At 39.2% G+C, this 13,811-nt stretch carries 11 protein-coding genes and 1 pseudogene; 5 read left to right on the forward strand and 7 right to left on the reverse strand.

Going from position 1 to position 13,811, the window contains the following annotated elements; translation table 11 throughout:
- Positions 1 to 35: 35 nt before the first annotated feature.
- Positions 36 to 419 (forward strand): hypothetical protein, encoded by a 384-nt coding sequence (locus NE363_RS17230; RefSeq protein WP_004699289.1) that lies wholly within the window; start codon positions 36 to 38, stop codon positions 417 to 419.
- Positions 420 to 461: 42 nt separating this feature from the next.
- Here the strand turns inward: NE363_RS17230 and NE363_RS17235 are convergent, their stop codons facing one another.
- The 6 genes from NE363_RS17235 to NE363_RS17260 all read right to left on the reverse strand — a co-directional run bounded on the left by NE363_RS17235 (position 462) and on the right by NE363_RS17260 (position 9,184).
- On the reverse strand, positions 462 to 2,141 hold the full coding sequence (locus NE363_RS17235; protein WP_004699291.1) for a long-chain-fatty-acid--CoA ligase: 1,680 nt from the start codon (positions 2,139 to 2,141) through the stop codon (positions 462 to 464).
- A gap of 297 nt (positions 2,142 to 2,438) precedes the next feature.
- Positions 2,439 to 4,658: a DNA topoisomerase IV subunit A gene (gene parC, locus NE363_RS17240; RefSeq protein ID WP_445535526.1), complete on the reverse strand. Its 2,220-nt coding sequence runs from the start codon at positions 4,656 to 4,658 to the stop codon at positions 2,439 to 2,441.
- Between the two features lie 152 nt (positions 4,659 to 4,810).
- Positions 4,811 to 6,130 (reverse strand): niacin transporter NiaP, encoded by a 1,320-nt coding sequence (gene niaP, locus NE363_RS17245; protein ID WP_049066817.1) that lies wholly within the window; start codon positions 6,128 to 6,130, stop codon positions 4,811 to 4,813.
- 82 nt (positions 6,131 to 6,212) lie between these two features.
- Positions 6,213 to 6,857 carry a trimeric intracellular cation channel family protein gene (locus NE363_RS17250; protein ID WP_004699296.1) on the reverse strand — a complete coding sequence of 215 codons (645 nt, stop codon included), beginning with the start codon at positions 6,855 to 6,857 and terminating at the stop codon, positions 6,213 to 6,215.
- Positions 6,858 to 6,902: 45 nt separating this feature from the next.
- On the reverse strand, positions 6,903 to 7,370 hold the full coding sequence (locus NE363_RS17255; protein WP_348888558.1) for a YchJ family protein: 468 nt from the start codon (positions 7,368 to 7,370) through the stop codon (positions 6,903 to 6,905).
- A gap of 221 nt (positions 7,371 to 7,591) precedes the next feature.
- Positions 7,592 to 9,184 carry a TerC family protein gene (locus tag NE363_RS17260; RefSeq protein WP_019456986.1) on the reverse strand — a complete coding sequence of 531 codons (1,593 nt, stop codon included), beginning with the start codon at positions 9,182 to 9,184 and terminating at the stop codon, positions 7,592 to 7,594.
- A 326-nt stretch (positions 9,185 to 9,510) separates the two neighbouring features.
- On the opposite strand from NE363_RS17260, the gene NE363_RS17265 reads away from it, so the two are divergent.
- The 4 genes from NE363_RS17265 to dinB all read left to right on the forward strand — a co-directional run bounded on the left by NE363_RS17265 (position 9,511) and on the right by dinB (position 13,587).
- Positions 9,511 to 10,134, forward strand: coding sequence for an LOG family protein (locus tag NE363_RS17265; protein ID WP_004699303.1), 624 nt, complete (start codon positions 9,511 to 9,513; stop codon positions 10,132 to 10,134).
- Between the two features lie 168 nt (positions 10,135 to 10,302).
- Positions 10,303 to 11,694 carry a multidrug transporter subunit MdtD gene (gene mdtD, locus NE363_RS17270; RefSeq protein ID WP_445535527.1) on the forward strand — a complete coding sequence of 464 codons (1,392 nt, stop codon included), beginning with the start codon at positions 10,303 to 10,305 and terminating at the stop codon, positions 11,692 to 11,694.
- Between the two features lie 77 nt (positions 11,695 to 11,771).
- Positions 11,772 to 12,530, forward strand: coding sequence for a glycoside hydrolase family 25 protein (locus NE363_RS17275; protein WP_077164295.1), 759 nt, complete (start codon positions 11,772 to 11,774; stop codon positions 12,528 to 12,530).
- A gap of 1 nt (position 12,531) precedes the next feature.
- Positions 12,532 to 13,587, forward strand: a complete 1,056-nt coding sequence (dinB, locus tag NE363_RS17280; RefSeq protein ID WP_445535528.1) for a DNA polymerase IV — start codon at positions 12,532 to 12,534, stop codon at positions 13,585 to 13,587.
- A 58-nt stretch (positions 13,588 to 13,645) separates the two neighbouring features.
- On the opposite strand, the pseudogene NE363_RS17285 reads toward dinB, so the two are convergent.
- Positions 13,646 to 13,708 (reverse strand): annotated as a pseudogene (locus NE363_RS17285) (hypothetical protein); the annotation flags it as partial.
- Positions 13,709 to 13,811: the final 103 nt, after the last annotated feature.

Consider the following 13,811-nt stretch of genomic DNA (forward strand, 5'->3'; position numbering starts at 1 on the left):
CAATCGCATGTCATCACTGATTTATAGGGCTATGTATGCAACAACCTGATCAAAAAGAATTGTTTGATGTCTTGGAAAAGCAAAAGAAGAATCAGCTTCAGGTAGACCTCATATTTAAAATTGTATTACCCATCGTCGCTTTTTTACTGAGTGTAATTTGTGCAAATTTAAATTGGCAATCGACATTGGGTACCTTTGTGATTTTAACGATTGCCTTTATTGCTGTAGGTATTAAAAGACTTCCTTTATGGCATTGGCTGATTGTAATTAGCTTATATTGCCTCGCAGATAATTACCTGAGTTATGGTCAGCTTGATTTAACTCACCTACGTTTACAACTTGGCACTATGCTTGTTTTTGTAGGTATGGTTGGAATCGGCCGCCCTTATGTAGACCGATGGTTTATGAAAAACCGTTAATCATAAAAAAGCGCCCTATGGCGCTTTTTTATTATTCAAGAATTATGCAGGCTTACGTAAATCTTTACGTAAAATTTTACCTACATTTGATTTTGGTAATTCATCCATAAACTCAACATAACGAGGGCGTTTGTAGCCTGTTAAGTTTTCTTTAGCAAAGTTCAAAATTTCTTCAGTTGTTAAACTTGGATCTTTTTTCACAATAAAGAGTTTTGGCACTTCACCTGATTTTTCATCTGGAACACCAATTGCGGCAACTTCCAATACTTTTGGATGTTTAGCAATAACTTCTTCAATTTCACTCGGATAAACGTTAAAGCCAGAAACCAAAATCATATCTTTTTTACGGTCTACAATTTTTGTATATCCGCGGCTGTCCATAATACCGATATCACCAGTACGGAAGAAACCATCAGCTGTCATCACTTTAGCGGTCTCATCCGGACGGTTCCAATATCCTTTCATGACCTGAGGACCACGGATTGAGATTTCACCTTGTTCACCTAAAGGTACTTCTTTTCCATCATCATCCAAAATTGCAACATCGGTTAATGGTAATGGAATACCAATCGTACCGCTAAATTCAGTCGATGTCGGTGGATTCGCAGTTGCTACTGGCGAAGTTTCTGATAAACCATAACCTTCGATAATGGTTGTACCCGTAATTTTCTTCCAAGCTTCTGCTGTAGAAGGTAAAACTGCCATACCACCGCCCATTGCCATTTTTAAATTGCTATGGTCGAGTTGCTTAAACTCTTCATTATTGACTAAAGCATTAAATAATGTATTTACTGCTGGGAAAAATGATGGTTGATATTTGCGCAATTCATTAATTACAGCAGGTAAATCACGAGGGTTTGGAATTAAGATATTTGCCTGTCCTTTGTACATACCATACATCGCACAAACCATGAATGCAAAAATATGATAAAGCGGTAATGCACAAACAATACGGTCACCTTTCGCCCCATCATTTGCACCAAATTTACTTTGGAAAATACCATCACACTGTAAAAGGTTAGCAACCAAATTACGGTGAGTCAGCTCAGCACCTTTTGAAACACCCGTTGTACCACCCGTATATTGAAGCACGGCTGTATCGCTTAAAGTTAAATTCGGACGTTTGTAATTGCTTGGATTTTCTTTATTTAATGCGCTATTAAATTTAACATGGCCCGGAATGTTCCAAGCTGGAATTTGTTTGCGCACTTTACGCAAAACAAAATTGACTAAAGTACCCTTAAGTGTACCTAACATGTCTCCAACAGAAGCAACCACAACATGCTTGACTGGAGTTTTACCTAAAATACTTTGATAAACGCTTGCAAAGTTCTCGATAATGACAAGAACTTCCGCACCTGAGTCATTTAACTGATGCTCAAGCTCACGTGCAGTATATAGCGGGTTAACATTCACTAAAATTAAACCAGCACGGAAAACCGCCAAAGCCACTACAGGATACTGCAATACGTTTGGCATCATCACTGCCACGCGAGTTCCTTTTGCTAACCCCAAATTTTGCAAATAGGTCGCGAATTTACGGCTTGCAAGCTCCAACTCGTTAAATGACATGGCTTTATCCATAAAGATAAAGGCATCACGAGAACCAAATTTCTGGAAATTACGCTCAAAAATATCAACAATTGAGGTATTTTCTGCAGGCAATGCTACTGTTTCTGGTATCCCTGTCTTTTGGTATTCTGCAAACCAAATCTTTTCCATAATGCCATTATCTCCGATTCGTAATCCTTAGTAATAACTGTTATTCAATGCCCCAGCTATTCTTTAGCTTCTTGGTGCCAGAACATATTTAAAACTTATTGGCACATTCATGACACTTTCGAACAAGATTATGAGACAGAAGTTTTGACAATTTGTCCCTGTCAAATTTTTTGCATGGAGTACAAATTACGTACTCCAAATTGCTGCCCTTTTAATCATTATTCAATACCAACAAGTTCAGTTCATTGCTTGAACTTGTTGCCATATATAGCGTATTTATGTTGCCAGACGCTAGCTTTATCTCTGAATCAACAGTTTATTTGCTTTTTGATATCCACGTGGTAAGAGCTGACCTTTCGAAGCACGTTTACCCATGTATTTTTGTAGATCATCACCTTTTAATTTCAGATGTTGTTGACCTGCAACCACCTGAATTATTTCATCTAGGTTCAAGGTTGTCATGGATAAAATCTGCTCTTTAGCTTCAAGTTGTATCAACTTATTACCTTTACCTTTATTTAAATTTGGTAATTCTGCCAAATCTAAAATTAACAAACGCCCTACAGAGCTGAGCACAGCCAAATGTGTCATGTTTTGTGCAGAGATAAGCGGTAAAGCTTTTGCCTTATCAGGCACTGTTAAGAATGTCTTACCAGCTTTGGCATTTGTATCTAACTGTTTAACTTGAGTTTTAAAACCATAACCCGCTGAACTTGCAGCAATTAGTTCAGATTCATCATCATCTAAATAAGCCTGAATAAACGCTACCCCACTTGCTGGAGATAGTTTCGAACTTAATGGATCACCTAAGCCTCTGGCTGAAGGTAAACTACTAATTGGTAAAGCATAGCTACGCCCTGTTTCATCAAGGAAGTAAACTCGTTGATTGGTTTTACCTACTGTATGGCTTAAATATTGATCCCCTGCACGGTAATTTAGGTTTTCAGCATCAACATCTGCGCCTTTTGCTGCACGAACCCAACCCGCTTCTGATAAAACGACTGTTACCGCTTCAGCTGGCATTAAATCTTGTTCTTTAATTTGAACAGCTTCAGCACGTGCAACAATTGGAGAACGGCGTTCGTCACCAAACTTTTTCGCGTCTTCTTTTAGTTCGCCAATAATCAGATTTTTCAAAGACTCAGGATTTTCCAATTGTTCACGAATAATGGCAGCTTTTGCTGCGAGCTCATCTTGTTCGTGACGGATTTCCATCTCTTCAAGCTTTGCCAAATGGCGTAATTTCAGCTCTAAAATCGCTTCTGCTTGTATTTCATCAATATTGAAATGTTCCATCAATACTGGCTTAGGCTGATCTTCTTCACGAATAATACGAATAACAGTATCAATATCAAGATAAGCAATTAACAAACCCGCCAAAATATGCAGGCGCTTTTCAATACGATTTAAATGATATTGCAAACGGCGAGTTACCGTTTTTTTACGGATTTCGATCCATTCAAGCAAGATACGGCGAATCGATTTAACTTGAGGACGACCATCTTCACCAATCATGTTCAAATTGACACGATAGCTTGACTCTAAATCGGTTGTCGCAAATAAATGACTCATCACTGCTTCCGCATCAATACGGTTAGAACGCAGCACAATCACGAGTCGTGTTGGGTTTTCATGATCAGATTCATCACGTATGTCCACCACCAATGGTAGCTTTTTAGCCTGCATCTGATCGGCAATTTGAGTAATCACTTTAGAGCCAGATACTTGATACGGTAACTCAGTAATCACGATTTCATGCTTTTCAACGGTATAAACCGCACGCATGCGATAACTACCACGACCAGTTGTCTGGATTTTAAGCAACTCTTCTGGCGGAGTAATAATTTCAGCTTTGGTTGGTAAATCTGGAGCCGGAATATATTCAGCTAATTTCTCATCTGAAGTTTGTGGGTTACGAATTAAGGCAATCGTTCCTTTAATCACTTCACGTAAATTATGCGGTGGAATATCGGTTGCCATACCAACAGCAATACCAGTTGTACCATTGAGTAGAATGTTTGGAATACGCGCTGGCAACGTAATGGGTTCTTTTAATGAGCCATCAAAGTTATCTTGCCATTCAGTTGTACCCTGACCTAACTCATTTAATAACAACTCACTGTAAGCCGAAAGTTTGGCTTCTGTATAACGCATTGCAGCAAATGACTTAGGATCATCTGGTGCTCCCCAGTTACCTTGACCTTCGATTAAGGGATAACGATAACTAAAAGGCTGAGCCATTAATACCATGGCTTCATAACAAGCCGAGTCACCATGTGGATGGTATTTACCAAGTACATCACCCACTGTACGCGCTGATTTTTTAGGCTTACCACTATTTTTTAAGCCTAGTTCGCTCATGGCATAGACAATACGGCGCTGTACAGGCTTTAAGCCATCACTGATATGCGGCAATGCACGGTCCATAATGACGTACATGGCATAATTCAAGTAAGCCTGTTCAGTAAATTCGGCTACAGAGCGGTTTTCTGTCGCATGATGCGCAAGGCTGGTCATAGTCAGCTTATCTTCCAAATCAGTCGTTATTTTAAGTGTGTATTATGCTAAGTGGGCTATGTTACAGACACAAGAGGGACTCTGTCACCTGAGCGTCAAATTATGTCTTATCTCTCTATATTTTTAGTTACTTGCTATAAAGTTAGGCAAAACTATAGCCCGATCGACTCTAGTCTTTTACCTTGAGTCTCTTCACCTAATATCAAAATAACCAATGCCACAGCAAGTAAAACAACAGTAAACATCATAAAAACGTGATTAAACCCGTTTTTAGCAACCATCATATGAGTCACGACGATTGGCGCGACAATGCCACCAATACGCCCCATTGCCGATGCCCAACCCGAACCAAAGGCACGAATATTGGCCGGATATTGTTCTGGGGTATAGGTATATAACACTCCCCATGCACCCAAATTAAAGAATGACATGAGACAACCCCAAAACATAATGCTATTTACACTGTCGGCTTGTCCAAAGAAATATGCAGATAAGGCACAAAAACCGATAAATGCCGCGAGTGTAATTTTTCGACCTAAACGTTCAACAAACCAAGCAGCCGCTAAGTAACCAGGTAGTTGCGCCAAAATCATAAGCAATACATATTCAAATGACTTAACAACGTCATAGCCTTGTTTTACCAATAAACTTGGTAACCAAGTAAAGATCCCATAATAGGAATACACAATTCCAAACCAGATCAACCAGAGCATTAAACTTCTACGAGCAAATTGACCACTCCAGAGCTGTTTAAATGAAACTTTTTGTCGCATCGCCACAGGCACGACTTCAATATGGTGAACAATTTGCACACATGCTTCGGCTTCTAGTTTTTGTACCAGTGCATGTGCTTCCTCAATACGACCACGGTTAATCAGGTAAGGTATCGACTCAGGGACTTTTTTCCAAATCACTAAAATATAAAGAAGTGGTAGGCCACCCATAAGAAAGGCGATATGCCAGCCAAATTTAGGAATAATAAAATAAGAAATGAGCGCTGCAACCAGCCACCCTAGCCCCCAAAAACTTTCAAGCAGAACAATAAATCGGCCACGAACATGAGCAGGAACATATTCACTGACCAGTGTGACTGCTACAGGTAACTGACCACCTAGTCCAAGACCAACAATAAACCGAAAAATTAATAGCCACTTTAGATCAGGAGCAAAAGCACATAAAGCTGTAGCAATACTATAGATCGCCATCGTAATCGCAAATACCGTTTTACGGCCAAAACGATCTGCCAAGGCACCAGAACAAACTGCTCCGATAGCCATGCCCACAAAGCCGATACTAACAATCCAACCGCTTTCAGCCGGTGTTAATGACCAGTCTTTAACAAGGGTTGTCATAATAAAAGCAATAATGCCGGTATCCATCGCATCAAACATCCATCCCAGCCCTACTACCCATAAAAGTGTGTAGTGAAATTTGCCGATTGGGAGATTTTGTATACGTGAAACCAGATCCATAGGATTAACTCTACTGGAAAGATTAAGTGAGCAAGACCATATATAGAATTGTTATATCATGCCCACATCAAGTTCTGAATGATTAATGTTCGTCGGTAGAAGAAGCCGACTCTGCATCATCATCTTTATAAATAAATTTAGGCATTTCCAAACCAAAATAAATGGCAATCAAACGTAAGGTAAAGCCGAAAATTAGGGTCGAAATAACAGTTAACTCTAGACTTAATCCTATATCCTGACAGACCCAATAACAGATCACTGCCACAAAAGAAATACTCGCGTAGAGTTCACGGCGGAAAACAAATGGCACATCGTTACATAAAATATCACGTAAAATACCACCCGAAACCCCAGTCAAAACACCTGCTACGGCTGAAACGACAAAGCCATGCCCCATTTGTAAGGCAATCTGACAACCAATAATGGTAAAGCCAATCAAACCTAAAGCATCAAGTACCAAGAAAATGTTATGTAAATGGCGCATCCATTTAGCAATAATGATGGTAACAAAGGCAGCGCAACACGTTAAAACTAAATATTCAGGATGCTTCACCCACGTTAAAGGATAGTGCCCAAGTAGTACATCACGTACAGAACCACCACCCAAAGCTGTTACACAGGCAATCAGTACAACACCGAACCAGTCCATACTCCGTCGCCCAGCAGACAATGCTCCAGTCATAGCTTCGGCAGTAATCGCAATAATATAAATAACGGTGAGTAACATTGCCCTTTCCTTCAGGCCAAACGGTGGGCGTATTTTAAGATAAACTTATAGGAATTGTGCACAGCATTGTTTAAATTTTTTTCCTGAACCGCAGATACAAGGCTGTTTCATAGTGACTCGCATATCCACCGTTGGATCAAGGAAAAACCATTGCTGCTGGTGATACACAAAATGTGAAACTTCATGGTGAATTTGAGCACTTTTTCCATCATGATAATGGGCTTTGAACTCCACCTGTGCATGAGTCTTATCCAACTTTTCTTTGGCTTGGATGACTTCTAAACCCAACCATTGATTTTGTTTACTCCAATCTGCAATAGCCTCTTTATCAAGAGCAGATTGTTGACCTAATGCTGTGGTTTGAACAATATAATCAATTTGTTGTAATGCAAAAGCACTATAACGGGAACGCATAAGTTGCTCCGCTGTCAGGGCTTTTACTGTGCCTAAATGTAAAGGCTCACAACATTCTGCATAACTGCCCTTTCCACATGGACAAATTTGTTCTGTCATTAAGTTTCTCAGAAAAAAGATTTACCAAATTTTGGCTAGATGGACGGCGACATGGATGTCGCCTGTTGGTCAGGGGTTACAGGGATGTACCCTCTGACCAACAAAGATTTTTGTTACTTTTCATCTTTGAAAAGTAAGGAGGTTTGCCTAATCAAACTTAATCGAGTCTAAATCACCTTATAAGGCTGTATGGCAAAATAACTCTTTAATTGTATTAAAAATTAATCTTTTGATTCATCTTGTTCGATAGAAACAATATGAACTTTCTCGATTTTATGGCCTTCCATAGTTACAACTTCAAAGCGATAACCATCCGCTTCCACAGTTTCACCATTTTCAGGTAAACGACCTAAATGGAATAACAAATAACCCGATAAAGTAGAATATTGTTCACTTTCATCTACCAAGTCACGACCAAGTAAAAGAGATACGTGGCGAATGTCGGTTGAACCTTCAAGTATTAAAGAACCATCTTCTAAGCTTTCAGCTGCCGCATCTAGTTCGTCTTCATCAGGGAACTCACCTGCAATAGCTTCTAAAATATCAATTGGTGTCGCAATACCTTCAATTGAACCATATTCATTTAGAACAATGGCCATTTGCAAAGGAGCCTGACGTAATTGCTCCATCACCATAAGCACTTGAGCATTTTCATGCACAATAACTGGTTCACGTAAATGCTTTTGGAAATCGACAACACCCGTTTCAATAAAGTTATTTAAAACTTTATGCGTAAGCGCGATACCTTCAATATTATCAAGTTCACCACGAGCAACAATTAAACGTGAATGTGTCATCGACATTAAACGTTCTTTCAAAACTTCTGGTTCGTCGTCTAAATCAATCCATTCAAGTTCAGGTCGTGGAGTCATCACCGACTTTACTGGACGTTCAGATAACCCAAGTACACCTTGTACAAGCACACTGTGGTAAACACCGTTTTCTTCGTCAAAAACTTCATCGGCAAAAGCTTGTGTAGCCAATACATCTTCGTTATCAACCGTTTGGGCATCGGAAGTAGAACTGCTATTTTTACTGCCTAACATGCGTAAAACTGCAGATGCTGTGCGATAACGTAAATCTGTAGTAGTGACTAGCTTTTCTTGATTGCGGCGCATGGTTTGGTTGATCATTTCGACTAAAATCGAGAAACCAATCGCAGCATATAAGTAACCCTTCGGAATATGGAAACCAAAACCTTCCACCACCAAAGAGAAACCAATCATCATTAAGAAGCCAAGACACAGAATAACGACTGTTGGGTGCTTATTTACAAAGTCCATGAGTGGTCTCGAAGCCCACAACATGATACCCACAGCAATCACAACAGCAACCATCATGATTGACAGCTCTTTCACCATACCCACCGCAGTAATTACGCTGTCTAATGAGAATACGGCATCAAGCACAACAATCTGGACAATAACCATCCAGAACGCGGCATGGACTGGATTATCTTCTTTATGAAGCTGTTTACCTTCCATTCGCTCATGCAATTCCATGGTGCCTTTAAATAACAAGAACACACCACCGAATAATAAAATCAAATCACGACCAGAGAATGGATGATCAAAAATATGGAAAAGCGGTTGGGTGAGTGTCACAACCCAAGCAATTGAAGCCAAGAGGACAAGACGCATTCCCAAAGCGAGTATTAAACCCACTATACGTGCCTTAGTACGTTGTTCTGGCGGTAACTTTTCAGCCAAAATAGCAATAAAGACGAGGTTATCGATCCCTAGTACGATTTCAAGAACAATTAATGTAGCTAAGCCTACCCAAGCAGACGGATCAGACATCCATTCAAAGATCATTGATCCTGCTCCTGTGCTGGGTGAATTTTATCTTTATTGGGCAACGCAACAGGCGTGCCTAGACAAAGGGGGAATAAAGTTTTTTTAGGACAAGAAATTAAAACGGAGCGACTACAACCACTACCCATATTTGTTCATATGTTGTTAAACGAATTTTCAGTATAGGCAAGATTTAACATAAATTCATCATTTTTATTTGATCATTATATGTATTCACCAAACCCATACAAAACATGGGTCTTTCCTATAAAACTGCTTATAAAGTTGTCATATTTTTTGCTTAGTGTAGACAAGAAATATGAACGTGATAAGGTGAAAATAAAGCAATGAATAGCGTATTAACAATGGCAGTAAACGATTCACCAATAACATCTGTAAAAACAACACAACCTCTTATTGCATTATATTGTGGCTCACGAGCAGGAAATAAGCCGATTTATCGAGAAAAGGCAATTGAATTAGCCAGCGGAATAGCTGAACAAGGTTTTGGTTTAGTCTACGGCGGTGCCAGCATTGGTTTAATGGGCCAAGTTGCAGAAAGTGTGCTTGCACATGGTGGAGAAGCTGTAGGAGTCATTCCTGAATTTATGCTTGATTATGAAGTCGCACATGCAGGACTAACTGAATTACATGTGGTCGAAACCATGCATGAGCGTAAAGCCATGATGGCAGAGCGTGCAAGTGCATTCATTGCATTACCTGGCGGTTTAGGAACATTCGAAGAAATTTTGGAAATTGCGACTTGGGGCCAACTCAATCAGCACCAAAAACCCATGATTTTATATAACGTAAATGGTTTTTATAATCCATTAATTGCCCAGCTAGATCATGCGGTTCAAGAAGGTTTTCTGCCCCTTCAACACCGAGCAAAATTAATTGTATGTGAAGAAATCGATCAAATTTACAACGTCATCCGAAACTTAAAAATGCCAAAGAGATTTGTTGTGTAAACTCTCCTCTCTCAATAAAAAAGCGGTTCTTCCGCTTTTTTTGTTTTCACTATTTTCACCATTGCCTTCAAGAGCAATTAGATTTAGTAAAGGGGTACTCAACATTGTCTTACTTTTTTTACTTTCAATTTGTTTTACACTAGACCAAAACGTTAACTTTCAAATGTTATGAATGCCACGCCGACTCACCAAGCCTTGCAACCCGAATATCGCTTACTCGTACTTTTGGTGTCTATTGGCTTTTTTATGCAGGCATTAGATACCACAATTGTAAATACTGCTATTCCTGCAATGGCACACCATTTAAATGAAGACCCATTACATATGCATAGCGTGGTAGTGGCTTATGTTTTGTCGGTTGCTGCCTGCATTCCTTTAAGTGGATGGTTAGCCGATCGGTTTGGCGTCAGAAATACATTTTTATCAGCAATTATTATTTTTACTTTAGCGTCTTTGGGGTGTGGGCTGTCTCAAAATCTGAATGAACTTGTATTTTTCCGTGTCATTCAGGGTGTGGGAGGAGCACTATTACTCCCCGTTGGTCGTTTATCACTTTTAAAAATTATTCCCCGAACTCAATTCCTAGCTGCTATGAGCCTCATGAGTCTGGCAGGTTTACTTGGCCCTCTCGCAGGTCCAACATTAGGGGGCTGGTTAGTTGAAGTGGCAACTTGGCACTGGATTTTTCTTATTAATATTCCTATGGGTGTACTCGGTATATTAATGACATTAAAGGTCATGCCAAATGTAAAAGAACCTACAGTTAAAACCTTTGATCTTATGGGGTTTGTACTCTTGGTGATTGCAATGATTGGCTGGTCTTTAGGTATTGAACATCTTGCCTCTCCTGAATATTCCAAATGGTTCAGTATTTCTCTATTAATAGTCGGAGTAATTGCAACACTTTGGTATGCCTATCATTCCCATACTCATCAAAATGCATTATTCCGTAGCCGATTATTTAAAAATAAAATTTTCGCAATCGGGATTTTAGGTAATTTCTTCGCTCGCTTTGGTGGTAACGCTTTACCTTTCGTTATACCACTCATGTTACAAGTGGCTTTTGGATTTGAACCATTTATTGCGGGTTTAATGATGATTCCACTAGTGCTAGGTTCACTTTTTTCTAAGCCAATTGTTAGACCTATTATTCAGAAAATGGGATATCGCCGCTTTCTATTAATTAACACAACCTTAGTGGGACTATGTATTGCGTCTTTTGCGATTATGACGGTCGACACGCCTACTTGGTTTAGGACCCTACACTTTTTCTTGTTTGGTACATTAAACTCATTACAATTTGTTGGAATGAATACGCTGACTTTAAAAGACTTGCCTCAACAAGATGCAAGTAGTGGAAATAGTTTCCTATCAATGATTATGATGCTTTCTATGAGTATCGGTGTTGCATTGGCAGGTACACTCATTAATGTATTTACCAATTACTATGGTACAGCCCATGTGACAACAGCGTTTCATGTCACTCTGGTCTGTTTAGGCTGTATTAACGTCATTACTGCGCTTATATTTTGGCAAATTCCAAAAAATACACCTGTGTAAGCAGTTGCATTTTTAGCATGGTTTCTCGCTCGTAAATCACGCTATCATGTGAGCTTCATCTTGATACTGAGTTTTGCATGACCAAGCTGGCAAAAACCTTTTCTGCACCACGCTACAACACCGTAATCGGTATTGTTTTAGCTTGTGTCATGGGGGTTCTCACTTACTTCGGTCTGTTCTATCAACAAAAAGCAATTGCTCAAGATTATCCAGTTCAAGGCTTTGATATTTCTCATCATCAAGAAGAGATTAACTGGAAAAAAATATCACCCCAAAAATTCCAGTTCGTCTATTTAAAAGCGACTGAAGGCGGTGATTATAAAGATCCAAAATTTCAAGAAAACTGGTTAAAAGCACGCGAACATGGATTTCATGTTGGGGCTTATCATTTTTATCGTCTATGTCGTGATGGTAAAACACAGGCAGAAAATTTTATTGCAACTGTTCCAAAAAAAATCGATGCGCTTCCACCTGTTATCGATCTCGAATATGACAGCAACTGTATTAATGCACACACCAAAGAACAATTACTTAAAGAAATAGGCATTATGCATGACCGCTTAAAACAGCATTATGGCAAACAACCTATCTTTTATATCTCCAAAACTTTTTATCATATTGTGTTAATAGGAAATTTCCCTAATACCCCGCTTTGGGTTAGAGATTATGAAGGAAAACCTGAACTGAAAGACAAAAGAAAATGGCTCTTTTGGCAGCATAGTAATCAAGGTAAAATTGAAGGCATGACAAAGCCAGTAGACTTAAATGTTTATGAGGGTTCAGTCAAAGAGTGGCATCAATTTTTACAGCAACAAGGCATCGTGAAAGCACAATAATATGCGCAAAATCATTCATATCGATATGGATGCCTTTTATGCATCGGTCGAATTGCGAGAGCGTCCTGATCTAAAGCATCTTCCTGTCGTTATCTCTTCTCATCATCCGCGCGCTGTAATTGCGGCAGCTTCTTATCCTGCCCGTGAGTTCGGTTTACGCTCTGCCATGTCTATGAGCCAAGCAAGAAAACTATGCCCTCAAGTTGTTATTATCGAACCTAATTTTGAAAAATATCGTACAGTCTCGGCTCAAATCCATTCAATCTTTCAGCAATATACTCTTCTCATTGAACCTTTATCGCTTGATGAAGCATATTTAGATGTCACTGAGAATTTAAAGCAAATCGCGAGTGCAACCGAAGTGGCTATGCATATTCGGGAAGATATTTTTAGACTAACAGGACTGACCGCCTCGGCTGGTGTAGCACCCAATAAATTCTTGGCAAAAGTCGCTTCTGACTGGAATAAACCGAATGGTTTATGTGTAATCAAACCATCTCAAGTCGCTACTTTTATTCAAGACCTTCCGCTAAAAAAGATTCCTGGCGTGGGCAAAGTTACCCAAGAAAAACTCCAACAGCTTGAATTGCACACACTAGGCGACTTGCAAAAAATTGAAGAAGCGGTTTTAGTTCATCACTTTGGGAAATATGGGCAACAGCTTTATTTATACGCCCAAGGTATTGATAACCGCCCTGTTCAAGCTGAACGTGCTCGCCAACAAATTTCGAAAGAAACTACATTTGATAGTGATTTAACCCTAACTCAGTGCCAACCTTATTGGCATGGCTTAGCCGAAAAAGTCTGGCAAAGTTTAGAGAAAAAACAACTCCATGCGCGTGGTGTAAATATTAAACTCAAACTTAAAAATTTTCAGACTTTACAACACAGTAAAAGTTTTAAAACTCCAATCCATTCTCAACAAGATTTGATTCAAATTTTATTCTTACTTTTAAATGAAATGCATATTCCCGAAAATTTTCAATTTCGTCTTATTGGGATTGGTGTTTATCAGTTACAGACCAAAGCTGACGACTTCCAACTTTCATTATTATAATTGATGTTTTTTTATTCAAAAGAACAAGTTTTAGACAAAAACAGTTACCTTTTGATCAAAAATTACAGTAATCTAATTAGCGCATATTCATTACCCATGTATTTGCAACATGCCAAAGCAACCTTTACTTTAGGCATATCGTCCTGTGATTGGCGTGACGACCAAATCCGAATATTACAGGGCACAAATGTGCCCTCTGTCTTATAAAAAATTATAAAAATTAA

Source organism: Acinetobacter sp. G18, from assembly GCF_052660225.1.